This is a genomic window from Streptomyces sp. CA-210063 (assembly GCF_024612015.1).
In the GTDB taxonomy this organism is placed as follows: domain Bacteria; phylum Actinomycetota; class Actinomycetes; order Streptomycetales; family Streptomycetaceae; genus Streptomyces.
Window position 1 is genome coordinate 9,610,631 of record NZ_CP102512.1, and the last position, 24,702, is coordinate 9,635,332.

At 71.8% G+C, this 24,702-nt stretch carries 19 protein-coding genes; 11 read left to right on the plus strand and 8 right to left on the minus strand.

The genetic code is table 11. From position 1 onward, the window contains the following. Window positions 1-30: 30 nt before the first annotated feature. Complete coding sequence (locus JIX56_RS42175) at window positions 31-897, minus strand: DUF4394 domain-containing protein (protein ID WP_257551434.1); 867 nt, start codon at window positions 895-897, stop codon at window positions 31-33. Between the two features lie 360 nt (window positions 898-1,257). Between JIX56_RS42175 and JIX56_RS42180 the strand changes: the two genes are divergently transcribed. From JIX56_RS42180 to JIX56_RS42190, 3 genes are all read left to right on the plus strand, one after another. Then, window positions 1,258-2,502 (plus strand): PucR family transcriptional regulator, encoded by a 1,245-nt coding sequence (locus JIX56_RS42180; protein WP_257549006.1) that lies wholly within the window; start codon window positions 1,258-1,260, stop codon window positions 2,500-2,502. Between the two features lie 69 nt (window positions 2,503-2,571). After that, a complete protein-coding gene (locus JIX56_RS42185; RefSeq protein WP_257549007.1) occupies window positions 2,572-3,192 on the plus strand; it encodes a phosphoribosylanthranilate isomerase in 621 nt (206 codons plus the stop codon). A 157-nt stretch (window positions 3,193-3,349) separates the two neighbouring features. Further along, window positions 3,350-4,774, plus strand: coding sequence for a cytochrome P450 (locus JIX56_RS42190; protein WP_257549008.1), 1,425 nt, complete (start codon window positions 3,350-3,352; stop codon window positions 4,772-4,774). A gap of 40 nt (window positions 4,775-4,814) precedes the next feature. Here JIX56_RS42190 and JIX56_RS42195 read toward each other — a convergent pair whose 3' ends face one another. Then, complete coding sequence (locus JIX56_RS42195) at window positions 4,815-5,720, minus strand: amidohydrolase (protein ID WP_257549009.1); 906 nt, start codon at window positions 5,718-5,720, stop codon at window positions 4,815-4,817. A gap of 299 nt (window positions 5,721-6,019) precedes the next feature. Between JIX56_RS42195 and JIX56_RS42200 the strand changes: the two genes are divergently transcribed. The 5 genes from JIX56_RS42200 to JIX56_RS42220 all read left to right on the plus strand — a co-directional run bounded on the left by JIX56_RS42200 (window position 6,020) and on the right by JIX56_RS42220 (window position 10,752). Beyond that, entirely contained in the window at window positions 6,020-7,159 is a 1,140-nt protein-coding gene (locus JIX56_RS42200) for an ABC transporter ATP-binding protein (RefSeq protein ID WP_257549010.1), read from the plus strand. Then, window positions 7,156-7,821 (plus strand): ABC transporter permease, encoded by a 666-nt coding sequence (locus JIX56_RS42205; RefSeq protein ID WP_257549011.1) that lies wholly within the window; start codon window positions 7,156-7,158, stop codon window positions 7,819-7,821. Before JIX56_RS42200 ends, JIX56_RS42205 begins: the two co-directional genes overlap by 4 nt. Next, complete coding sequence (locus tag JIX56_RS42210) at window positions 7,818-8,507, plus strand: ABC transporter permease (protein ID WP_257549012.1); 690 nt, start codon at window positions 7,818-7,820, stop codon at window positions 8,505-8,507. Before JIX56_RS42205 ends, JIX56_RS42210 begins: the two co-directional genes overlap by 4 nt. 60 nt (window positions 8,508-8,567) lie before the next feature. Next, a complete protein-coding gene (locus JIX56_RS42215) occupies window positions 8,568-9,491 on the plus strand; it encodes an ABC transporter substrate-binding protein (protein ID WP_257551435.1) in 924 nt (307 codons plus the stop codon). Between the two features lie 448 nt (window positions 9,492-9,939). Further along, window positions 9,940-10,752: a MurR/RpiR family transcriptional regulator gene (locus tag JIX56_RS42220; RefSeq protein WP_257551436.1), complete on the plus strand. Its 813-nt coding sequence runs from the start codon at window positions 9,940-9,942 to the stop codon at window positions 10,750-10,752. A 49-nt stretch (window positions 10,753-10,801) separates the two neighbouring features. Here JIX56_RS42220 and JIX56_RS42225 read toward each other — a convergent pair whose 3' ends face one another. Continuing rightward, the gene (locus JIX56_RS42225; RefSeq protein WP_257549013.1) at window positions 10,802-12,538 is read right to left on the minus strand and encodes a protein kinase domain-containing protein; all 1,737 of its coding nucleotides are present in this window, start codon (window positions 12,536-12,538) and stop codon (window positions 10,802-10,804) included. A gap of 399 nt (window positions 12,539-12,937) precedes the next feature. Here JIX56_RS42225 and JIX56_RS42230 point away from each other — a divergent pair, with 399 nt between their 5' ends. Further along, window positions 12,938-14,323 carry an SMI1/KNR4 family protein gene (locus JIX56_RS42230; protein WP_257549014.1) on the plus strand — a complete coding sequence of 462 codons (1,386 nt, stop codon included), beginning with the start codon at window positions 12,938-12,940 and terminating at the stop codon, window positions 14,321-14,323. 152 nt (window positions 14,324-14,475) lie between these two features. Further along, window positions 14,476-17,850 (plus strand): pyruvate carboxylase, encoded by a 3,375-nt coding sequence (locus JIX56_RS42235; protein ID WP_257549015.1) that lies wholly within the window; start codon window positions 14,476-14,478, stop codon window positions 17,848-17,850. Between the two features lie 19 nt (window positions 17,851-17,869). Here JIX56_RS42235 and JIX56_RS42240 read toward each other — a convergent pair whose 3' ends face one another. Next, complete coding sequence (locus JIX56_RS42240; RefSeq protein ID WP_257549016.1) at window positions 17,870-18,418, minus strand: hypothetical protein; 549 nt, start codon at window positions 18,416-18,418, stop codon at window positions 17,870-17,872. A gap of 166 nt (window positions 18,419-18,584) precedes the next feature. Here JIX56_RS42240 and JIX56_RS42245 point away from each other — a divergent pair, with 166 nt between their 5' ends. Then, a complete protein-coding gene (locus JIX56_RS42245; protein WP_257549017.1) occupies window positions 18,585-19,373 on the plus strand; it encodes an FHA domain-containing protein in 789 nt (262 codons plus the stop codon). Window positions 19,374-19,469: 96 nt separating this feature from the next. Here the strand turns inward: JIX56_RS42245 and JIX56_RS42250 are convergent, their stop codons facing one another. The 4 genes from JIX56_RS42250 to JIX56_RS42265 all read right to left on the minus strand — a co-directional run bounded on the left by JIX56_RS42250 (window position 19,470) and on the right by JIX56_RS42265 (window position 24,671). Beyond that, entirely contained in the window at window positions 19,470-21,107 is a 1,638-nt protein-coding gene (locus JIX56_RS42250) for an ABC transporter ATP-binding protein (RefSeq protein ID WP_257549018.1), read from the minus strand. Beyond that, entirely contained in the window at window positions 21,104-21,994 is an 891-nt protein-coding gene (locus JIX56_RS42255) for an ABC transporter permease (RefSeq protein ID WP_257549019.1), read from the minus strand. Before JIX56_RS42255 ends, JIX56_RS42250 begins: the two co-directional genes overlap by 4 nt. After that, the gene (locus JIX56_RS42260; protein ID WP_257551437.1) at window positions 21,991-22,923 is read right to left on the minus strand and encodes an ABC transporter permease; all 933 of its coding nucleotides are present in this window, start codon (window positions 22,921-22,923) and stop codon (window positions 21,991-21,993) included. The genes JIX56_RS42255 and JIX56_RS42260 overlap by 4 nt, the downstream gene beginning before the upstream one ends. 164 nt (window positions 22,924-23,087) lie before the next feature. Continuing rightward, entirely contained in the window at window positions 23,088-24,671 is a 1,584-nt protein-coding gene (locus JIX56_RS42265; protein WP_257549020.1) for an ABC transporter substrate-binding protein, read from the minus strand. Window positions 24,672-24,702: the final 31 nt, after the last annotated feature.

Below are 24,702 nucleotides of genomic sequence, written 5' to 3' on the forward strand. Positions count from 1 at the left end.
CTCCTCCGCGGTGAGGCGCGGTCCGCGGGGTCAGCTGCCGGTGAGGGAGATGGCCACGTCCGTGATGTTCAGGGGGAACTTGGCCCTGGCGGGGTCGGGGTCCACGAGGGTGGCCTGTCCGGTGAAGACGTTGATGGTGTAGAGGGAGGGCGTGCCGGCTCCGGAGGGGGCGAGGGTGGCGAAGGCGGCGTTGTCGATCGTCTTGCCGCCGCTCAGGGTGCTGTAGATGTCCATGCCGGCGTTGATCTGGGCATCGATGCCGAGGTTGCCGGTCGCGGAGAGCGTGCCGTTGTTGGCCGGGGACTGGATGACGACCTGGTCGCTGGTCGTGTTGATGTCGAACAGGGTGGTCGCCGTGGTCCCGTCGAGGTCGTTGTTCGTGTAGGCGGCGGCGGAGACGCCCTTGGTCGTGCCCTCGATCGGCGGGGTGGTGAGGTTCAGGTCCTGGATGGTCGTGTGGTCGTTGAGGTTGTGCCGCAGGTTCTGGCCGTTGTCGCTGATCACGCGCAGCCGGTCGGCCGCCGGGTTGAAGTCGACGCCGAAGTTCGTGCCGTTCAGCGCGTACTGGAGCTGGGACACCTTGGTGACCACGACGTCCTGGGTGCCCGTCGGGATCTTGATCGTGTAGATGCCGCCCTTGTTGCCCACGCCGTACATCAGGCCGTTCTGCACCCGGAAGTCGATGCCGATCAGGCCCGTGTCGCCGCTGAGGCCGGTGACGGCCCTGACCCAGTTGAGTACGTCCGGCCGGTCGGTCCAGAACGCGGCCATCAGGGTGCCGTCACCGGTGATCCCGTAGGCACGCAGGCTGGGGGTGGCGGCGGGGGCGGCCGAACCGGTGCCCGGAGTGCCGAGCATGAGCGCCGTCGACGTGGCCATGACCGCGACCGCCGCCATGATTCTCTTTCTCTTGTCCGCTTTCATCGGAGTTTCCCTCCCGTTTGAGCGAGCGCCATTGTGGGGCGCATGTCTGAGAATTCCCGTACTTCCGCCCGCACTGATTTCCGGACCGTGCCGGAGCCGCGCCGGAATGATGTGCCGCCGTGTTCCCCCAACGGGCGTGTACGCGGTTCTCATTAAGGCCGTTTCACAGCTCCTCCACAAGCGGAAGTGGTGACGGGAACGCCCCGATCCGGGAATTTTGCGCACTGTGACAAAAGCCTGCTCGACAGGGTTGACGCCGATTTATGCGGAGTGATGAACGCCGTCCGGATCTCGCCTGTCGGCCGGTTCGTCCGGAATGACATGCTCGCGTCCATGGGGAGCCTCTTCGCCGAACTGGCCCGGCAGGCGTCGACCAACGCCCGCCGCGAGGTCGAGACGTACGAGCGTGAGATCCCGGAGTTCGGGTTCCTGGACAAGGACCCCCGGGCCCGGGCCGAGACGCTGGAGCACGCGATGTGGCTCCGCCGTCGTACCGTCGAACTGTCGCCGGACAACAGCGAGTTGAGCGGCGACGACCTCGGCTACATCGCGTCGATGGGGGAGCTGCGGGCCGGGGCCGGAATGTCGCTCGACGCGCGGCAGCGGGTGCTGCGGGTGCACACCGCGCTCATGCTGCGCGAGATCAACGAGGCGACCGAGGCCCAGCGCGGCGGCGGCGTCGACGAACTCATGCGCATGATGACCTGGTTCGCCCCGCAGGGTGAGCGCGGCATCGGTGCCTACCGTGAGGGATTCGTGCGCGTACTGCGCCGCCGAATGCCGTATGCCGAGCAGGTCGCCCTGCTGGCCCGGTCATTGCTGAACGGTGATCCGATAGCGGCGGAACTCGCCGAGGCCGTCGACATGGAACTGCCCGATGACTGTGCGGTGACGGTGTTCCGGCTGCCGGACCCGCCCGCCGTCGACCGTTTCCTGCAAAACGAGATCGAGACGCTGGTGAAGAGCCACCAGGTACCGGTCATGTGGGGCCTGGAGAACGGAGACGGAAGCGGTGAGCTGATCGCCCTGGTCCCCCTGATGTCCGGCGCCGCCGAAGCGGAAAACGTGCCGCCGCACACCGTTCCCGATCTCATTCCCGATCTCACCCCCCACCACGTGCCGGATCTCGTACGGGACTTCGCCCGCGCCCTCGGCCGGCCCTGCGCCGTCGGTACGGCCACCGCCCCGCTGTCCGGGCTGGCCGACGCCCTGGACAGGGCCCGGCGGATCAGTCGGGCGGCCCCGCTGAGCCGCGCGGACGCCCGGCTGCGCCCGCACACCCTGGCGGACGTGTTCGTCGAACTGGCCGTCGCGGATGTGCCGTTCGTCGACGACTGGCTGAGCGCGGTGGCCCGCCGGCTGGACTCCGGCCCGGACCTGCTCCTCACCCTCGACGCGTACTACCGCCACGACATGCACCGCGGCGCCACCGCGACCGCCCTCAACGTCCACACCCGCACCCTCGACTACCGCCTCCGCCGGGTGCGGGAGCTCACCGGCATCGACCCGGGCTCGACCCGGGGCGTGCGCACGCTCAGCGCGGTCGTCACCCGGCGCCAGTCGGGAGCGTGGAGCTGACCGCGTCGGGCGCACCTGGACCGGGTGACCGCCGTCCCGTTCCCGCCGCCGATACGGCAGGCTGGGGCGGTGAGCAACTCCAGTGACTCCCTCTTCATCAAGATCTGCGGTCTGAAGACCGAGCAGGACGTCGACACGGCCGTCGAGGCGGGCGCCGACGCCATCGGCTTCGTCTTCTCGGCCAGCCCGCGCCGGATCGACGCCGCCACGGCCGCACGGCTGAGCCGCCGCGTACCGGAGCACGTCCTGACGGTCGGCGTCTTCCGCGAGGAGCCCCTCGACGACGTACGGTCCCTGGCCACCGACTCGGGAATCCGGGCCGTCCAGCTGCACGGCCCGGAGGAGCGCGCCTACTACGACGACCTGGCGACCGGCGGCTGGACCCTGATCCGTGCCGCGGCGTTCGGCGACTCGGTGCCGCGCTGCGGGGAGTTCGGCGAGGACATGCTCCTCCTCGACGCGCCCGTCCCCGGCTCGGGCATCGCCTGGGACTGGTCGAGCAGGCCGCTGGCCTCGGACGGGGAGAAGTGGCTCCTCGCCGGGGGCCTCACCCCGGAGAACGTGCGCGACGCCGTCGCCGCCACCCGCCCCTGGGGCGTCGACGTCTCCAGCGGCGTGGAACAGAGCCGAGGCGTCAAGGACCCCGCCCTCATCGCGGAGTTCGTCGAGGCGGCCCGTGCCGCCGGCTGACGGCCTGGTTCGCCGTCGTCCACGGCGGTGGGTCAGGGGGCGGGAGCTGTGCGTGGTGACGCCCGCCGTTCCCCTGGATGTGACCCTGGGGTAGGGTCCCCACGTTTCCGGTCACCGGCTGAAGGTGGGCCGGTACGGGGAGTGTCGGAGGGGCGGCATGGTGAGGGAAACCCAGTCGGGCGAGGGCGTGTCCGTGGAGCTGAACGACACGGGTCTGGAGGCGCTGTCTCCCGAACCGCTGCTGACCCGGGACTACGAGACGCGTCCCTCGCTGGTGTACGAGCGGCTGAGGCAGCGGCACGGCGCGGTGGCGCCGGTGGATCTGCTGGGCGTACCCGCCTGGCTGGTCCTGGGCTACCGCGAGGCGCTCCAGGTCCTCCAGGACGACGACGGGTGGCCGAAGGGCCTGGAGAACTGGCGGGCCCGGACGGAGGGCCGGGTCCCGGCCGACTGGCCGCTCGGTCCGTCCCTGGAGGTCAACCATGTACTGATCCAGGGCGGCCCCGGCCACCGCACGCTGCGGACCGCGTGGGACCTGGCGCTCAGGCCGTTCCAGGACCCGCGCAACCCCCAGGCCAAGCGGCTGAAGACGGCCGTCACCGCCTACGCCGACGAACTGATCACCCTGATGGGCCAGGCCGGTGGTACGGGGCTGGCGGACCTGTCCGCCCAGTTCTCCCGGCCGTTGCCGTTGATGGTGGCCAGCCATCTGCTCGGCTTCCCCGGTTCCCAGGGCGACGACGCCCTGATGGACATGTGGCGGGTACTGGACGCGGGCCCGGACGCGGGGCCCGCCCTGGAGCGGCTGCTGGGCGCGCTCGCGGAACTGGGGAGGCTGAAGCTGAAGGAGCCCGGCGAGGACTTCCCCTCCTACCTGCTGGCCGCCCACCCCGACCTCTCGCTCGACGAGCTGGCCCGTGAACTGTTCATGCTGCTGGGCATGACGTCCGACCACGTCGGCATCCTCATCTCCAACACGGTCGTCGAGGTTCTCTCGGGCGAGGACAGCGTGCGGGCCAGCCTCTCCGCGGGCATGGTCCGGGAGGCCATGAACCGGGTCGTCATGCGGAAGCCGCCGCTGGTGAACTTCGTGCCGAGGTTCGCGGCCGAGGACACCCCGCTGGGCAACTACCTGATCCGCGCGGGCGACCCGGTCTGGGTCTCCGCCGCCGCTGCCCACGCCGACCCGCTCTTCGCCGACCACGTGGCCCCCGGCACCACCGTCAGCACCCGGGCCCACCTCTCCTGGGGCGCGGGCCCGCGCCAGTGCCCGGCACGCGAACTCGCCTCGACGGTCGCCGCCGTCGGGGTGGGCCGGCTGTTCGAGCGGTTCTCCGACCTCGACCTCGCCCTCCCCGTCGACCAACTGCCCTGGCGTTCCTCGCCCTTCATGCGGGGCCTGCGCTCGCTGCCCGTACGGTACGAACTCGCGCCGACGTCCGAGCGGCCACGGGCGGACGGCGCGGCGGAGGAGCCGATGGGGGCGGGAGACGTGGAGGAGCCGGTGACACCGGACCCGTCCGCCCGGCAGCGCTCCTCGCTGTGGCGCTATCTGACGGGGCTGATCCGCCCCGGCCGCTGAGGGGACGGCTTCGACGCGGCGGGGCGGCCCGGCTCCGGCCTCAGTCGGCTTTCCCGGTGAGCAGGCGTCGGGGATTGGTGATGCGGAAGGCGTACGCGGCCGCGCCGCCCAGGCCGAAGCCGGGCTGTTGCGGGGGCTCCGCGTAGGGGCGGTCCGAGCCCTGGACGACGGCGTGCACGCCGAGGGCGCGGACGACGGCTTCGACGGCGGTCGGGCCGTAGGAGGAGGTCTCGACGAAGACGTCCGGGTCCCCCGCGGCGTCGCTCCCGTCGCCCCGGGCGGCGAAGCGCTCCCCGTGGAGCGGGGCGAGCCCGGCCAGCAGCGCGAAGCAGATCCGCAGCCGGGGGTGACGCGGCCGGCCGTAGGCACGGAAGGCGAACCAGGCGGAGTGCATCTGCTGGACATAGGGGACCATCGCGGGCCACCAGCCGGGCCCCTCGGCCCCGCCGGGCGCGGGCCCCGGGTGGACGAACAGCGGGAGGTCCCGCTCTTCGAGCAGGTCGAGCAGTGGGGCGCAGCGCGTGTAACCGGCCGCGTCGGCAAGGGCGTTCGCCGGGAGCTGGAGGCCGACGAAGCCCGCGTCGAGGTCCTGGGCGGTCGCCTTCGCGTCGACGTCCCGTACGCAGGCGGCGGCCCAGGCGCCGAACGGCTCGGGGAGCGTGGCCGAGCCCTCGTGGTAGGCGTCGAGAAGGGGGCGCGCCTCGGCCCCGGGCAGCCACTCCACGCCGATCGGCGAGGACAGCGAGACGAGGGCCCGGCCGAGTCCGTCGGTGGCGGCGAGGTCCGCACGGCGGGCGATGTCGTGGTCGGCGGGCGGGATCTCGTAGGGCGGCTCGCCGTCCAGGAACAGGGTCCAGCCGTCCAGGAACGGTGGTTCGCGGCGTGACCGCAGGGCCGTCACCAGCGAGGGGGTCCACAGATGCTGGTGTACGTCGCAGTTGGTCATGACGCTCCTCCCACCAAGGCCGACGCTTCCCCGGTCAGGGCGCGCAGGGTGCGCCGGTCGTCGTCCGACCCCAGGATGTCGCGGCTCACCGTCCTGCCGCCAGATCCGCCGCCTGCGCGGCGACCAAGGCCTCCACGGCGAGCTTTATGAAGTTGGACATATAGGGCAAAAGTTAAGAATTTCGGGCATCTCTGGGCCGTCTTAGTGTGAACGTAACGTGCCGTTCACCGAATTCCATTGACTCTCATTCAGTCACCGACGACTCTGAATGGCTATATGCAGTCGGGTAAGGGGCAGTCTTGATCAGATTCGACGCGGTGAGCAAAAAATATCCAAACGGCACGACAGCGGTGGACGAACTGTCCCTGGAGCTGGCCGAGGGTGGCATCACGGTCTTGGTCGGTCCTTCCGGCTGCGGCAAGACCACCACCCTGCGCATGATCAATCGCATGGTGGAGCCGACCGACGGCACGGTGATGCTGCGCGGCCGGGACATCCGGGAGGTGAACGCCCCCGAACTGCGCCGCGGCATCGGCTATGTGATCCAGCACGCCGGGCTGTTCCCGCACCGGACCATCCTGGACAACATAGCGACCGTTCCGCTGCTGCTCGGCTGGAACAAGAAGAAGGCGCGGGCCCGGGCGGCGGAACTGCTCGAACTCGTGGGCCTGCCCGCCGAGATGGCCAAGCGTTACCCGAGCCAGCTCTCCGGCGGGCAGCAGCAGCGCGTCGGGGTGGCCAGGGCGCTGGGCGCCGACCCGCCGGTGCTGCTGATGGACGAGCCGTTCAGCGCGGTCGACCCGATCGTGCGGGCGGAGCTGCAGGACGAGTTCATCCGGCTGCAGAAGGAGCTGCACAAGACGATCGTGTTCGTCACCCATGACATCGACGAGGCGATCAAACTCGGCGACAACATCGCCGTGTTCCGCACCGGCGGCAAGCTCGCCCAGTTCGACACCCCCGAGCGGCTGCTCGCCAGTCCCGCCGACGACTTCGTGGCCGACTTCGTCGGGCACGACCGGGGCATCCGCCGGCTCTCCTTCGTCAACGCGGCCGAGCTGCCGCTGCGCGACGGCCCGGTGCTGTCGACCACCGCGCCCGTGGCCGAGGCCCGCGCGGTGGACGAGCCCTGGGTGCTGGTCGTCGACGACGCCCGGCGCCCCCTCGGCTGGACCCCGGTCGCCGGACTGCCGGACACCGGCACCCTCGCGGACGCGCCGCTGACCCCGCTCGGCCACACCTTCAGCCTCGTCGGCGACTCGGCACGGGCCGCCCTCGACTCGGCCCTGCTGTCACCCGCCCGCCTCGCGGTCGGCGTCGACGCACAGGGCGCGGTCGTCGGCGTCGCGGACGCGTACGAGCTGTCCGCCGGGGCGGCCGAGGAAGCACCGACCGGCGACAAGGTCACCGCCGACAGCCCGGGCGGCGGTGACCGATGAGCGACGACGAACCGCTGGTCCGGTGGCAGTGGATAGCCGACCACACCGCCGAACTCGCCGAATACACCGGCGTCCACCTCAGACTCGGCCTGCTCCCGGTGCTGTTCGGACTGATCATCGCCGTGCCGCTCGGCGTCGCGTGCCACCGCTGGCGCTGGCTCTACCCGCCGGTCCTGACCGTGTCCAACATCCTCTACTCGATCCCGTCACTCGCCCTGTTCATGATCTTCGTCCGCTACACCGGACTGACCGAACAGACGGTGATGATCCCGCTGACGCTCTACACCCTGTCGGTGCTGGTGCCCAACGTCGTCGACGGCCTCGCCTCGGTCCCCGAACCGGTCCGGCTCGCGGCCACCGCGATGGGATTCGGCGCCGTACGCCGGGTCGTCCAGGTCGAACTGCCGATCGCCGTCCCCGTCGTCATCGCCGGTGTGCGCGTCGCCGCCGTCTCGTCCATCAGCCTCGTCGCCGTGGGACAGCTGATCGGACAGGGCGGCCTCGGCTACTACATCACCCGCGGCCTCCAACTCGACTTCCCCACCCCGATCTTCACCGCGATCGTGCTGATCATGCTGCTCGCGCTCACCACCGACGCGTTGCTGGTCCTCGCGCAGCGGCTGCTCACCCCGTGGTCCCGGAACAAGGTGACGGCGGCATGAACGATTTCCTGAACCAGATGGAGCTCGTGGGGGACTGGCTGACCTCCTCGGCCCAGTGGCGCGGCGACGAGGGCATCCCACAGCGGCTCCTGGAGCACCTCACCTACAGCGGACTGTCCCTGCTGTTCGCCGCCCTCATCGGGCTGACGTTCGGGCTGCTCGTCGGGCACACCGGCCGTGGCGCGTTCGCCGTGGCGACCGTGGCGAACCTCGCCCGCGCCATCCCCACCTTCGGCCTGGTCGTCCTCGTCGTCACCCTCGCCGGGCTCAGCACCGCACCCGTGCTGGTCGCCCTGACCGCGCTCGCGGTTCCGCCGATCCTCATCAACACCTTCGAGGGAGTGCGGGGCGTGGACCCCGCCACCCGGGACGCCGCGCGCGGGGTCGGTATGACCGAGTGGGAGGTCCTGATCCGGGTGGAGGTGCCGATGGCGCTGCCGCTGATCCTCCTCGGACTGCGGGTCGCCGCGATCCAGGTGGTGGCCACCGCGACCGTCGCCGCCTACCCCGGCCTCGGCGGCCTGGGCCGCTACATCGTCGACGGACTCTCCCGGAACGACTACGAGCTGGTCATCGGCGGCTCCACCGTCGTCGTCGTGCTCGCCCTCGTCGTCCAGGTCGTGTTCACCGCGCTGCGGCGCGTCGTCGTCTCGCCGGGCCTGAGGGTCTCGGCGTCGAAATCCTGAATCTCTTCATCACGATTTTCGGAGCTCCCGGGCTCCGAGAGAGGAAAACCCATGCGAGGCATGTACAGAGGCGCCGCGTTCGGCCTGATCACCGCAATCACGCTGACCGCCTGCGGCGGTGGCGGTGACAGCGACGACAACCCGCTGGCGGGCGACAACGGTGGCGGCGACGGCAAGTCCATCGTCGTCGGCTCGGCGAACTTCCCCGAGAACCAGCTGCTCGCCGAGATCTATTCGCAGGCCCTGGAGAGCAAGGGCCTGAAGGTGACCCGGAAGTTCGACATCGGGGCCCGCGAGGTCTACTACGACCAGGTGGTCAAGGGCGGCATAGGCGTCTTCCCCGAGTACAACGGCGCCCTGCTGTCGGTGGCGGTCGACGAGAACAGCACCGCGACCAGCACCGAGCAGGTCAACGCGGAGCTGAAGGAGAAGCTCCCGTCGTCGGTGGAGATCCTCGACTCCGCCGCGGCCGAGGACAAGGACTCGGTCACGGTCACCGCCGAGACCGCCGCCAAGCACAACCTCAAGAGCCTCGCCGACCTCAAGCCGGTCGCGGGGGACATGACGCTCGGGGCCAGTTCGGAGTTCAAGACCCGCAACCAGGGCGTCGCCGGCCTGAAGAAGGTCTACGGCGTGGAGTTCGGGAAGTTCCAGCCGCTCGACGGGGGCGCTCAGACCACCCTGGTGAAGCTGCTGAAGGACGACGAGGTGCAGGCCGCCAACCTCTACACCACCGACCCCGCCATCGTCGCGGACAAGCTGGTGGTCCTGGAGGACCCGAAGAACCTCTTCTCCTCGCAGAACGTCACGCCGCTCGTCTACAAGGACGCGGTGAACGACACGGCCAAGTCCGCGCTCAACGCCGTCTCGGCCGAGCTCACCACCGAGGACCTGCTGGAGATGATGAAGAAGCTCGTCAACGACAAGGAGGACGCCGACGTCGTCGCCAAGGACTGGCTGACGTCCGCCGGCCTCGCGAGCTGACCGTCCCGGTCACGCCCACACCGTCCGCCCCCGCTCCTGCCCGGCACCGCGCACCGACCACCCCGCCGGGCAGGGGGAGGGGACCGAGCACGACGACCGGCTGGGGGATCAGATGGCTGACGCTGTCGGCACCGAGAGGTCTGAGGGAGTCGGTGCCGAACGACCTGGCTCCGAGAGGTCTGAGGGAGTCGGTGCCGAACGACCTGGGTCCGAGAGGTCTGAGGGAGTCGGTGCCGAACGACCTGGGTCCGAGAGGTCTGAGGGAGTCGGTGCCGAACGACCTGGGTCCGAGAGGTCTGAGGGAGTCGGTGCCGAACGACCTGGGTCCGAGAGGTCCGAGGGAGTCGGTGCCGAACGACCTGGGTCCGAGAGGTCCGAGGGAGTCGGTGCCGAACGACCCGGTGGAGCCGGCCCCGAAGGACTCGGAGGCGTCGGTACGTCCGCGCGGCTGCACCAGCTCTTCGAGGGGCGTCGGCTCACCCCGACCCAGCGCCGTATCGCCCACTGCCTGGTCCGGCAGGCGGCGGACGTGCCCTTCCTGTCGAGCGTGGAACTGGCCCAGCTCGCCGGAGTCAGCCAGCCCTCGGTGACCCGTTTCGCGGTCGCCCTCGGCTTCGACGGCTACCCGGCCCTCCGCGCCCACCTCCGGGACGTCGCACCCGCCTGGGACGGCTTCGACGGCCGGTCGCGGAACCCGTACCAGCAGGCAGTACAGGCCGAGATCGACAACCTGCGGCACCTCGCGTCCCTGCTGGCCGACCCCGAGCCCGTCGAACGAGCGGGCCGGCTGCTCGCCGCCTCCCGTCCCCTGCCGGTCCTCGGGCTGCGCGCCTCCGCCGCCCAGGCACGCGGCTTCGCCTACTTCACCGCGAAGGTCCACCCCGACGTACGGCTGCTCGACGAGGGCGGCTCACTGCTCGCCGACCGCATCGACGCGGCCCGGAAGGCGGGCGCCAGCGCGCTGCTGTGCTTCGCGCTGCCGCGCCACCCGCGTGAACTCCTCGACGCCCTCGCCCACGCCCGCGCCGCGGGCCTCACGGTGGTGACCATCGCCGACGGCACCTTCGCCCCGGTCGCCGCCCACAGCGATCTGCTCCTCCCCGCCGCCGTCGGCACCGGCCTGGTCTTCGACACCGTCAGCGCCCCCATGCTGCTGGGTCAGGTCCTCCTGGAGGCGATGTGCGACGCCCTCCCGGACGCCCAGGCCCACTTGGAGGAGTTCGACGCGCGGGCCGCCGCGCGCGGACTGTTCGTGGAGTGACCTCAGGCGCCGCTCGGGGAGCCCCGACGCAAGCGGGCGGACAGATACGTCAGTCGGTGCCGCGCAACGCGACCCAGGTGTCGCGCGCGACGACGCCGTCGGCGTTCAGCCCCTTGTCGCTCTGGAAGTTCCGCACCGCGGCCTCCGTCCCGGTCCCGAACTCGCCGTCCGCGTCCCCGACGCCGTACCCGCGCCCGGTCAGCATGCACTGGACCTGCGACACGCGTTTGCCGCTGTCCCCCAGGCGGGTGCGTCCGTTGCCCGAGTAGTACGTGCAGTCCGAGAGCCCGGCCGGGGTCGAGGGCTCGGTGGACTCGTCGGCCGGGGGCGGCGTGGTCCCGGTGGGCGCGCCGGTCCCTGGCGCGGGCGCGGAGGAGTCGGTGTGCCGGTCGTCGTCGGGGGTGCCGGAGCCGGACGCGTCGGGGCGCGCGGCGTCGCCGTCAGGCGCGGCCGGGTCACCCTTGCCGGACACCTCCGAGACCCCGGACCCACCGTCCGGGACGGCCGCCGCACCGCCCGAGCCGCCGGTCGCCGACGCCGAGGCGGCCTCGCCGGGCAGAGCGTCGGCGGAATTCGTCGTGCCCGTCTCCGGCGACGCCGTGGTGCCGGAGGGGCTCTGGAGGGTGAGTACGACGACACCGGCGGCCGCCGTGCTCAGGGCGAGACCGGCGGCGCCGACCAGCACCCGCTTGCGGCGGGTCCAGGTGCGGGGCCGCGTCGGACGTAACTCCTGTGCCGACGCGTCGGCGGGCGGACTCGAGGGTACGTCGGCGGACGGACTCGGAGCCTTCTCCACGCGCTCGGACTCGGGCTGTTCGAGGGGGAGCCGGCACAGCGCCTCGTACGCCCGCTGCCGGGCGAGGACTCTGCCGCCCAGCGGCTCGGGCCAGCCGGACGTCTCGGAGCTCCCGGGGTCGGCCCCGGCCGCCTCGATCAGCTGCCCCGGGGTCGGCCGGCTCCCGGGCTCCTTGGCCAGGCAGGCGGCCAGCAGCGAGGCGAGGGTGGCGTCGGCCGCCGCGATCTCGGCGAGCACTTTCGGGTTGGGCTCCTCGAAGGCCACCCGGTGCATGACGTCGACGCCGGTGCCGTCGCCGAACGGGGCGCTGCCCGTCGCGGCGAAGACCAGGGCGCAGGCCAGAGAGAACACGTCCGAGGCGGTGTCGCACTCACCCGTGCGCAGGTACTCCGGGGACATGTAGGCCGGGGTGCCCACCCGGTTGCCCGTGCCGGTGATCGCGCTCGCGTCGGCGGCCTTCGCGATGCCGAAGTCGATGACGTGCGCGCCCCGGGCGGAGAGCAGGACGTTGGACGGCTTCAGGTCCCGGTGCACGATCCCCGCGGCGGAGAGGTCGGCGAGCGCCTGCCCCAGCTCCGCCACCAGCCGCCGGACGGCGACGGCCGGCAGCGGACCGTCCTCGTGCACGGCGGCCGCCAGATCGAGCCCGGGCACGTACTCCGTGGCCATCCACAGCAGTTCGTCCCGGAAGCCCGTGCCGGCCAGGCGCGGCATACGCGGGGTGCGCACCCGGCTGTGGACCGACGCCTCGTGCTCGAACCGGCGGCGGAACCGGACGTCCTCCGCGTACTCGGGCCTGATCACCTTCACGGCGACGAGGTCGGGCCCGCCGTCCACGGGACGCGCCAGATAGACGCGCCCCATACCGCCGCTGCCGAGCAGCCCCAGTGACACATAGGGACCGATGCGGTCCGGGTCGCCGGGGCGCAAGGGCAGGGCACCCGCCTGTCGCAGCGCCGGAGCCTTCTCTGCCGTCGAACGTGATGGCACCGGCCGCTGGTCTGACACAACACCCCCGAAATGAATTTAGGCGCACGTCAGTTCGCCCCCCGAAAACTGAGGCTAGCTCAGCGCGGGCCCGAGGTCCGGGTTTCGGTCACTTCTGTCGCTCCAGTGACTCAGGAGGCCGCGCGTCGCACCTCCGTCGTGTCCGACCCCACCGGTCCGATCCGCAGCACCGTGCCCACGGGAGTTCGGCGGCACGGTCACCCGTGTCGTGTGCGTGTCTCGGAGCGGCGCACCCGGAGCCGACCGTGCTGCCGCTGCTCCCGAGCTCGCAGGGGATGAAGCGATTCAAAGGTCACCTTGAGCAGGGGGTCGGACCAGGGCAGGACACGGCCGTCCGTGATAATCGCCTCGCCCCGCTCGCCGGAACCAACCGGAGGACACGTGTCCGCACTCCATGACTTCACCACCTGGGAGCCGCTGTCGAGGCTCCTGTGGGCCGACAAGGCGGAGCGGCTCGCCGCACCGGATGGCCAAGTGGCGGGGCAGATCAGCGTCCACGGGTGGAGCGTCCCCCTGACCCGATCGATGCCGCAGCCCGGTCGTGCCGCTCAGCTCGAGGACATGCAGGCCGAGTGGGACGCGGTGGAGCTGGTGCGTAACGCGCTCATGGAATCCGATGTCGAGGGCGTCTCGTTCACGCTGGAAGCCTCGCCGGACGGGCGGGCCCTGCTGCGGCTGATCGGTCCGAGCCCCGCCGTGGAACCGGGCGTCGGCGGTCCGCACCCCGGCTCGCTGGTCCTCGTCGAGGGCGCCGTCCCCGAGCCGTGGCGCCGCTTGCCCGAACCGACGCCCGACGCGGCCCCGGCCCCGACCGCCGACCCCGCGCTGCTGGAGCGGACGCTGCGCGAGCGGATGCCCGATGCCGTCGGCGCCACCGACGAGGAGATCGCCGCCGCCGAGGAGCGCCTGGGGGTCCCGCTGCCCGACGAGCTCAAGGTGCTCTACCGGGTGACGCGTGCGCGCTGGGAGGACGGGGACGGCGGCTACGAGGCGGCGGAGGTCCAGTACAGGGCGGTCCACTGCGAGATCCTCCCCCTGGACCAGGTGTATGTCGCGGACGCGCCGTCCCGCCCGGCCCTGTGGCGGTTCGGGGCGAAGGACGCGGTCGTGACACCACCCGACGCCGCCGTGCAGGGTCTGGTCGGCTCGCCCGGCTGGATCGCCTTCGGCGACAACGGCGGGGGCGACCGGCTGGCCGTCGACCTGACACCGGGCCCGTGCGGACACCTGGGGCAGATCGTCATCCTCAGCCACGAGGAGCACACAGGCGCCGCCCTGGTCAGCGACTCCCTCACCGACCTGGTGCTGCACGGACCCAAGGAAGAGCGCGTCGGCCGTAGAGGGGACGGCGAGCCGCCGGCGGTGGTCTGGGTCAACCACGCCTCGGTGCGGAGCGTCGAGGCCGCCGCCCATCCCGGCCTGGAGGCCCTGAGCCTCGGCGTGTGGGACGGCGAACCCTTCAGCCTCGTCCCCGTCATGGGCCTGCCCCGCCTGCGCACCCTCACCGCCTACCCCGGCACCCTCGCCGACCCCCTGGAGATCGCCCACCTGAAGGGACTGGAATTCCTCGAACTCGCGCCTGAGGACTGGCGCGTCCTCCTCGACGCCGAAGCCGTCCCCCGCTCCTTGCTGGCCGCCTCCATCGAGGTGCGCAACGACCACCCCGTGCTCCCGATCGTCGACCTCGCCAACGAGATCCTCGCCCTCTGGGACCGCCCCCCGATCACCCAAACCGTCCTCGAAGGCGACCTCGGCCCCCTGGCGTAGCCGACCCGCGTACTGATGTTCGGACCCTTCGCACGGACTCCGTCACCTGGGTCAGACCTCCGATCGCCTGTCAGTGACCGGGCTCTCATGGCACGTCGGCCACAATGCCGGGAGCATGGTGTTCCTCACCAGGCAGGCCGAAGGGATCGGGAATGCTCCGCAAGGTACTGGTCGCCAACCGAGGCGAGATCGCGATCCGCGCGTTCCGCGCAGGCTACGAAGTGGGCGCGCGGACCGTCGCCGTCTTCCCCCACGAGGACCGCAACTCGCTGCACCGGCTCAAGGCCGACGAGGCCTATGAGATCGGCGAACCGGGACACCCCGTGCGGGCCTATCTCTCCGTCGAGGAGATCATGCGCGCCGCCCGGCTGGCGGGCGCCGACGCCGTCTACCCGGGCTACGGCTTCCTGTCCGAGAACCCCGAGCTGGCCCGGGCCTGCGAGGAAGCCGGCATCACGTTCGTCGGACCCAGCGCCCACATCCTCGAACTGACCGGCAACAAGGCGCGCGCGGTGGCCGCCGCCCGCGCCGCCGGCGTACCGGTCCTCGGCTCCTCCGAGCCCTCCACCGACGTGGACGAACTGGTCCGTGCCGCCGACGACATCGGCTTCCCCGTGTTCGTCAAGGCGGTCGCCGGCGGCGGCGGACGCGGGATGCGCCGCGTCGAGGACCCCGCCGCGCTGCGCGAGTCCATCGAAGCCGCCTCCCGTGAGGCCGCCTCCGCCTTCGGCGACCCCACCGTCTTCCTGGAGAAGGCCGTCATCGAGCCCCGCCACATCGAGGTGCAGATCCTCGCCGACGGCCACGGCAACGTCATCCACCTCTTCGAACGCGACTGTTCGGTGCAGCGCCGCCACCAGAAGGTCATCGAGCTGGCCCCCGCGCCGAACCTCGACCCGGCCCTGCGCGACCGGATCTGCGCCGACGCCGTACGGTTCGCCCGGGAGATCGGCTACCGCAACGCGGGCACCGTCGAGTTCCTCCTCGACCGCGACGGCAACCACGTCTTCATCGAGATGAACCCCCGCATCCAGGTCGAGCACACGGTGACCGAGGAGGTCACCGATGTCGACCTCGTGCAGTCCCAGCTCCGCATCGCCGCAGGGGAGTCCCTGGCCGACCTCGGACTGTCCCAGGAGACCGTCACCCTGCGCGGCGCCGCACTCCAGTGCCGTATCACCACCGAGGACCCCGCCAACGGCTTCCGCCCCGACACCGGCCGTATCAGCGCCTACCGCTCGCCCGGCGGCTCCGGCATCCGCCTCGACGGCGGCACCACCCACGCCGGTACGGACATCAGCGCCCACTTCGACTCCATGCTGGTCAAACTGACCTGCCGGGGCCGGGACTTCACCACCGCCGTCAACCGGGCCCGGCGCGCGGTCGCCGAGTTCCGCATCCGGGGCGTGGCCACGAACATCCCGTTCCTGCAGGCCGTCCTCGACGACCCGGACTTCCAGTCCGGCAACGTCACCACGTCGTTCATCGAGCAGCGCCCGCACCTGCTCACCTCCCGGCACTCCGCCGACCGGGGCACCAAGCTGCTCACCTATCTGGCCGACGTGACCGTCAACAAGCCGCACGGCGAACGGCCCGCCCTCATCGACCCGGCCACCAAGCTGCCGCGGCCCACCACGATCGAACCCCCGGCCGGCTCCAAGCAGAAGCTCGTCGAGCTCGGCCCGGAGGGCTTCGCCCGCTGGCTCCGCGCGTCGCCTACCATCGGCGTCACCGACACCACGTTCCGGGACGCCCACCAGTCGCTGCTCGCCACCCGGGTCCGTACGAAGGACATGCTCGCCGTCGCCCCGGTGGTGGCGCGGACGCTGCCGCAGCTGCTCTCCCTGGAGTGCTGGGGCGGCGCCACCTACGACGTGGCCCTCCGCTTCCTCGCCGAGGACCCCTGGGAGCGGCTGGCCGCCTTCCGCGCCGCCGCGCCCAACATCTGCCTCCAGATGCTGCTGCGCGGCCGCAACACCGTGGGCTACACGCCGTACCCGACCGAGGTCACCGACGCCTTCGTCCAGGAGGCCACGGAGACCGGCATCGACATCTTCCGGATCTTCGACGCGCTCAACGACGTCGGCCAGATGCGGCCCGCCATCGACGCCGTACGGGCCACCGGAACGGCCGTCGCCGAGGTCGCCCTCTGCTACACCTCCGACCTCTCCAACCCCGCCGAGCAGCTCTACACGCTCGACTACTACCTCCGGCTGGCCGAACAGATCGTCGAGGCGGGCGCCCACGTCCTGGCCGTCAAGGACATGGCGGGCCTGCTGCGCGCCCCGGCCGCCACCAAGCTCGTGTCGGCCCTGCGCCGCGAGTTCGAACTGCCGGTGCACATCCACACCCACGACACGGCGGGCGGCCAGCTCGCCACCTACCTCGCCGCGATCCAGGCCGGCGCCGACGCCGTCGACGGGGCCGTGGCGTCCATGGCCGGCACCACCTCGCAGCCGTCGCTGTCGGCCATCGTGGCGGCGACCGACCACTCCGACCGGCCCACCGGCCTCGACCTGAAGGCCGTCGGCGACCTGGAGCCCTACTGGGAGAGCGTCCGCCGGATCTACGCCCCCTTCGAGGCGGGCCTCGCCTCACCGACCGGACGCGTCTACGACCACGAGATCCCCGGCGGCCAGCTCTCCAACCTCCGCACCCAGGCCGTCGCCCTCGGCCTCGGCGACCGCTTCGAGGACATCGAGGCGATGTACACCGCCGCCGACCGCATCCTCGGCCACCTGGTGAAGGTCACGCCCTCCTCCAAGGTCGTCGGCGACCTCGCCCTGCATCTCGTCGGCGCCGGAGTGGCCCCCGAGGAGTTCGAGGCCACGCCCGACCGGTTCGACATCCCCGACTCCGTCATCGGCTTTCTCCGCGGCGAGCTGGGCACCCCGCCCGGCGGCTGGCCCGAGCCGTTCCGCACCAAGGCCCTCCAGGGCCGCGCCGACGCCAAGCCCGTCCAGGACCTGACCGCCGAGGACCGCACCGGACTGGAGAAGGACCGGCGCACCACCCTCAACCGCCTGCTGTTCCCCGGCCCGACCCGCGAGTTCGAGACGCACCGTCAGACCTACGGCGACACCAGCGTCCTCGACAGCAAGGACTTCTTCTACGGGCTCGGCCCCGGCAAGGAGTACTCCGTCGACCTGGAGCCCGGCGTGCGGCTCCTCATCGGCCTGGAGGCCGTCGGCGAGGCCGACGAACGCGGCATGCGCACGGTGATGTCCACCCTGAACGGCCAGCTGCGCCCCATCCAGATCCGCGACAAGGCCGCCTCCTCCGACATCCCCGTCACCGAGAAGGCCGACCGCTCCGACCCCGGCCATGTGGCCGCCCCGTTCGCCGGCGTGGTCACCCTCGCCGTCGCCGAGGGCGACGAGGTCGCGGCCGGCGCCACGGTCGCCACCATCGAGGCGATGAAGATGGAGGCCACCATCACGGCCCCGAAGGCCGGACGGGTCTCCCGCCTGGCCATCAACAAGATCCAGCAGGTGGAGGGCGGCGACCTGCTGGTCGAGATCGCCTGAGTCACGCGGGCTCAGGCGTTCAGGCGCGGGGGAAGAACTCCAGCACCGCCGTGCCGCCTTCGAGGGACGTCACGCGGAAGCCGAGGCCGTTCAGGCCGCCCGTGCCGCCTTCGCCGATCGAGGAGCTGAGGAACGTGCCGGCGCCCGAGGACTGGAGGACGACGGTGTCGGCGGTGACCTTCGTGACGCGGAGATCGCTGACGCCGAAGCGGCTGTCGACCTTGATGGACAGGGGCTTGGAGACGGCGATCTCGCAGCGCCCGTCGAAGCAGGCGTCGACGTCGGTGCCGTCGGCCGCGCCCGATTCACCGGCACGGTCACCTTCACTGCCGCCGCTGTCGCCGTCGTCGGTGGCAGAGGTCGTCGGCGAGGCCGGCCGCTCCGCCCGCGGCGGCGGTGTGCCCGCCTCGTCGCTCGTGCCCGCTGCCGATGGCGTACGGGTCGTGGACGACGGCTCCGTCCCCTCCCCGGAGCCGTCGTCCTGACCGCCGCCCCCGCCGCAGCCGGTGAGTACCACTGTCAGGGCCGACGCCACCGCGATGCCGAACCGGCCCCTGCCCGTGCTCATAGGCGAACCCCTCAACTCGTATGCCGGCGGACGCCGTTGAGCCCCGTCCACGGGGCACATCCCTTTATACGGGCCCGGATCGGGGAGGGGTCCCGGAGCGGAGGGAGGACCCTGGTGGCAGCGTCCGTACCGTGTGCGCAGAATCGATGAACCGAGGAGACCAGCGATGCCCCTCTCCACCAGCCTCGCGCGCGGTGTCGCGCCCGCCGCGCCCGGTACGCTGCACGCCCGCACGGTCACCGGCGACCTGAGCGCCCCGCCCCGGCAGGGCCTCACGGTCCGCTTCGGGCGCGGCGAGAAGCCGGACGTGGACCTGGGTGTGGGCGTGGACGATCTGAGGGTGAGCCGGCGGCATGGCGAGTTGACGTACCGCCAAGGCATGTGGTGGTTGCGCAACATCGGGCAGCAGCTCGTCCGGCTGCCCCGCGGCCGGATGATGCACCTCACCACCGAGCCCATCCCGCTCGACGCCGGCTACACCCCGCTGTTCGTGAAGGGCTCCGGCTACCGCGAGCACCTCGTCGAGCTGTATGTGGCGGGCCACGACGACCAGGGGCCGGTGTCGCGCCGGCGCGCCGAGACCGTACGGCCGGAGATCTGGGCGCTCGACGACGACGAACGGCTGCTCCTGGTCGTGCTCGGCCAGCGCTACCTGCTGTACGAGGAGGACCCGCGCCCCCTGACGTACGGCATGGCCGCCAAGCAGCTCGCCTGTCTGCGCCCGGACGCGGGCTGGACCGAGCGCAAGGTCGAGCACCGCATCGAGGCGGTACGGCGGCGCCTGCACAGGACCGGTTTCCGCTACCCGCTGATGCACGACAAGTCCGAGGGCCGCCCCTCCGACAACCGGCTGCTCCACAACCTCCTCAAGGGCATGGTGGAGTCCACGACCCTCGTACCGCCGGACCTGGACCTCATGGAGGACGACTCCGCCTGGACGGACGCCGCGCCCTGAGGCTCAGGCGGCCGAGGAGTGTCGCGCGCGCAGTTCCGCGGCGGCCGAGCGGGCGAGGGCAGGCGATCAGTTCGCACTACACACCCGGAGCCTGCATCAGACGTCCTCATGCGTAGCGGCTGTGGCGGGGGAGAGCGGAAGGGGGCGGGAGTGGGCGGTCCCCATGAGGGAGATCGTGAACGGGTGCCGTGGTGCCGTCAGGATCTGGTGGGCGGGGCCCTGTTCGACGAGTTCGCCGGCGTCCATGACCGCGATGCGGTGGGCCACGGCCGCGGTGTCCAGGTCATGGGTGATCAGGACCAGGGCCGGGCCGCTGTCGCCCAGCAGGCCCGCGAGGACGTCGAGGATTCCTCGCCGGGTGACCGTGTCGAGCCCGGAGGTGATCTCGTCGCAGATCAGGACGCGGGGGTGGGCGAGGAGTGCGCGGGCCAGGGCGGCGCGTTGGAGTTCGCCGCCGGAGAGCTGGGCCGGGCGTCGGCGCACCAGGTCCGGTGGGAGGCCCAGACGCGTCAGGGTCGTCAGCGCCTCGGTCTCGGCGGCGCGGTCGTCGGCGCCGCGCAGCCGGACCGCCGTGCGGGCCACCTGGTGCAGGACCGGGCGGTGTTCGTCGAAGGCGGCGCGGGCGTCCTGGAAGACGTACTGCACGGCCGCCAACTGCCCCCGGCCGCGGTCGCGCAGGCTGCGCGGCAGGGGGGTGCCGTCGAGGAGGATCTCGCCGTCGTGGTCGCGGTGGAGCCCCGCGAGGCAGCGCGCGAGGGTGGTCTTGCCGCTGCCCGAGCGGCCGACGACGGCCAGGCATTCCCCGGCGCGCAGGGCGAGTTCGGGGGCGCGCACGGCCACGGTCGTGCCGCGTGAGCCGTCGCGGTGGCGGGCGGTGAGGCCGCGTACGCGCAGCACGGGCTCCGGAGCCGCTCCCACTGAGCCGCCGCGGTCACCGGCCTCCGTCCCCGTCACCGTTCTGGTGAACGACGGCTGTGCGTCGAGGAGTTGGCGGGTCCACTCGTGCCGGGGCGCGAGCCACAGGTCGTGAGTCGCGCCCGACTCCACGACACGTCCCGCCCGCATGACATGGACCTCGTCCGCGAGCGCGCGCACGACGTCGAGGTCGTGGCTGAGCAGGACGACCGCGATGCCGCGCGCCGCGACCGCCGCCAACTGGTCGACGACGAGGCTCTTGGTCAGGGCGTCCTGGCCGGTGGTGGGCTCGTCCGCGACGACGATCCGGGCGCCGAGCAGGAGGGCCTGGGCGAGGACGACGCGTTGCTGCTGGCCACCGGAGAGCTGATGCGGGTAGCGGCGCAACAGCGCTTCAGCGTCGGGGAGCTGGGCATCGGTCAGGGCCTGGAGGACGCGTTCGCGGGCGGCTGTTCGGCGTCCGCCGCGGGGCAGGTGACGTACCTGCGCGCGGGCGATGTCGGTCAGCAGGGCGCTGATACGGCGGGCCGGGTTGAGGACGGCCGCCGGATGCTGCGGCACGTATCCGACGAGGCCCTCGTCCGCCACGCGGACATCGCCGCTGATGTGCGCGCCCACCGGGAACTCGCCGAGCAGGGCCAGCCCGGTGGTCGTCTTCCCGCTGCCCGAGGCACCCACCAGCGCGGTGACCCTGCCGGGCAGGACACGCAGACTCACCCCGTCGACGATCGCCCGGCCGCCCACCTCGACCCGTAGATCCGTGATCTCGGCCAGGGGCGGCGAGGCGGCCCGGCCGCCGCCGTCGTCGTACTGCTTCACGACCGTCGTTCCTTCCGTACCCGGCGCTCGCCGCGCCGGCCGTTCCCGCCGCGAACGTCGGGCTTCTCCAGCGCGGCGTCGAAGAGGAGGTTGGTGCCCGTGGTCAGCGCGACGATCAGCAGCGCGGGTACGACCACGGCCCATGGCTGGACGAACAGGCCGGTGCGGTTGCGGTCGACCATCACCGCCCAGTCGGCGGCGTCCGGCGCCACCCCGACGCCGAGGAACGCGGCCGTGGCGACCAGGTACAGCACACCGGTCAGCCGGGTGCCGGCATCGGCGCCGAGGGTGCGCAGGATCGTGCGGCCGACGTAGCCGACGGCCGTGCGCCACCAGCTCTCGCCCTGGAGCCGGAGTGCCTCGACGACGGGCCGGGCGGCGGCCTCCGTGGCGGCGGCGCGTACGAGGCGGGCCGCGTCCGGCACATTGACCAGCGCCACCAGGAGGGCGAGGCCGACGGCACCGGGGGTGAACACGGAGGACACGAGCAGGATCAGCAGCAGCGACGGGACCGCGATCAGGACGTCCAGGGGGCGCATCAGCAGCTCCTCCAGCCAGCGCCGATGCGTCAGCGCGGCGATCAGACCGACCGGCAACGCGACGAGATAGGCGAGCGCCCCGGCGCCGAGCGCGGTCAGCACGACCGGCCGACCGCCGTGCAGCACCTGCCGCCACACGTCCCGGCCCACGAAGTCCGTGCCGAGCCAGTGCCCGCCGCCGAGCGTGAAGGACGCGGACCGCGCCCCGGGCTCGCCCGCGAACACCGGGCCCAGCAGGGCGAGGAAGAGGGGTACGGCGATCACGGCGACGCCGAGGGCGAAACGGCCCGTGCGTCGACGCCGGGTAGCGGGAACGACGACTGCGCTGATGTCCACGTCCGTCGTCACGCCGCCACCCCCGCCCGGGGCGCCAGCCGCCGGGCGACCACATCCGCGCCCAGGTTGAGGACGACGGTCAGGACACCGAAGACCACGGCCAGGCCCTGGACGACGGGTACGTCGCGTTCGGCGACCGCGTTGAGGAGAACGGTGCCGAGTCCGGGGATCACGTAGAGGGCCTCCACGACGATGACGCCGCACAGCAACCAGTCGATGGTGCGGGCGAGTTGCTGGGCGGCGGGGGCGAGGGCATGGGGGAGTGCGTGGGCGTAGCGGACGCGGGCACCCGGCACGCCGTACCGGAGGGCGTGGGCGACGTACGGGGACGCGAGGGCGTCGACCATGCCGGCGCGGACCAGGCGGACCAGGGAGCAGACCGGCCGGGAGAGCAGGACCAGAACGGGCAGGACGAGCGCGGCCGGGTGGGCGAGCAGGTCGGCGCCGTAGCCGACGGCGGTCGGCGGCAGCCAGCCCAGCTTCAGCGCGAAGACGGTCACCAGCAGCACCCCGAGGGCGAACTCGGGGACCGCGTACACGGCGAGCGTCAGGGAGCTGATGAGCCGGTCGACGAGTCCGCCCTCGTGGCGGGCGGCGAGCACGCCGAGGCCGAAGCCGATGGGCACGAGGAGAGCCACGGTGAGCGCGGCCAGCAGCAGGGTCGGCCCGAAGCCGTCGGCGATGTACTGGCCGACCGGGCGGCCGGAGGCCAGGGAGGTGCCGAAGTCGCCGTGCAGCAGGCCGAGCGCCCAGTCGGCCAGCCGCTCGTGCACCGGCCGGTCGAGATGCATGGCCTCGCGGATGGCGGCGATGCGTGCCGGGTCGGGCTGGTCGCCGGCGAGGGCGACCGCGGCGTCGCCCGGCAGCGCCTCGGTGAGCGCGAAGACCAGCAGCACGACGGCCACGGTCTGCGCGACGCCGAGAAGCAGCCGCCGGGCGATGAAGGAGCGAAGCGCTCCACGGGGGGTGCCGCGATGGGTTGTCTTGTCTGTGCGGCGTCGTCGTGGCTTGTCGCGCCCCGCGGCGGAGCCGCATGTCGACACAGCCCCGCGCCCCTTCGGGGCGCGGGCGAACCGTGGGGGATGTCGCTCGGTCTGCCCGGATGTCACGCGAGCCACACCTTGTCGAAGCGTGCCCAGTCGAGCGTGTTGGCGGGGGCCTTGACCTCAACTCCCTTCACCGTCTTGGCCGTTCCGAGGATCCAGTCGGCGAACCCCCAGATCAGGAAACCGCCCTCGGCGTACAGCCGGCGCTGCATCCGCTCGTAGACGGCGGCCCGCTCCGTCTTGTCCCGCGTCGACTGTGCCTGCTGGTACAGCGCGTCGAAGTCCTTGTGCTGCCACTTGGTGGCGTTGGTGGTGGAGTCGGTGAGCAGTCGCTGCGAGATGTGCGCCTCGATGGGCATGGCGCCGGAGCGGTAGCAGGCGAGGGTGCCGGAGTCGAGGATGTCGCTCCAGTACGAGTCCTTGCTGCCCATCTTGACGTCGATCGTGACGCCCGCCTTCGCGGCCTGGTCGCGGAAGATGCTGGCCGCCTCGGTGAACCCGGCGGCCACGGCCGAGGTGTCCAGGCTGACCTTCAGCTTCTCGGCACCGGCCTGCTTGAGCAGGGCCTTGGCGCGGTCGAGGTCCTGCTCGCGCTGGGGGAGGTCGGCGGCGTAGTACTCGTAGCCCTTGCCGAACAGGTCGTTGCCGACCACGCCCGCCCCGGACAGCGCGCCGTCGACGAGTTCCTGGCGGTCGGCGATCAGGAAGAACGCCTCACGTACCCGCTTGTCGTCGAAGGGCGCCCGGTCCGTCTTCATGCAGAACGCCTGCATGGCGCTGTTGCGCAGCCGGACGATCTCGATCTGTCCCTTGCCCTCGTGGGCGCGGGCGGTGGTGGGGTTCAGCTCGTGGGCGTACTCGACCTGGCCGCCGAGGAGGGCGTTGACGCGGGCGGACTCCTCGTTGGCGACGACGAATTCGAGTTCGTCGAGGTGCGGGGCGCCCTCCCAGTACTCGTCGTAGCGGCGGAAGACGGCCGAGCGGCCGGGGGAGAAGGACACGAAGCGGAAGGGGCCGGAGCCGATCGGCTTCTTGTCGAAGGCGGTGTCGGCGGTGTTCTCGGGCACGATGTACGCGCCGAACGCGGCCAGTACGTTGGGGAATTCGGCGGTCGGCCGCTTCAGCACGAACTCGATGCTCCGCTCACCGGTGGCCCGGCTCGCGTCGAGGTCGATGGGCTCCAGGGACGCCTTGGCGCGGAACGCCTTCTCAGGGTCGGCGATACGGCGGTAGCTGAACAGCACGTCCTTCGCGGTGACCGGCTTGCCGTCGTGGAAGGTCGCCTCGCGCAGGGTGACCTGCCAGCGGTCCAGGGCCTTGTTCGACTCCCACTTCGTGGCCAGGCGCGGCTGGGCGGACAGATCGGGTCCGTAGTCGGCGAGCTTGTCGAACAGCGCCTTGGCTCTGGCGACGTCGGCGAACAGATTGGCCAGATGCGGATCGAGGGTCTCGCTGGCGCCGCCGCCCGCGAAGGCGGCACGCAGCCGCCCGCCGCGCTTGGGCGTGCCGTCGCCGCCGTCCGCCTCGGCGTCCGTACCGCCGTCCTCGCCGCACCCCGTCAGGGCGAGCGCGCCGAGCGTGACGGCACCCGTGGCGGCGAGGAAACCGCGTCGGCGCAGACCGGGGAAAAGATCGTCGTGCATGAGGGTTCCTTGGGTGTCGTGTGGTGTGGTG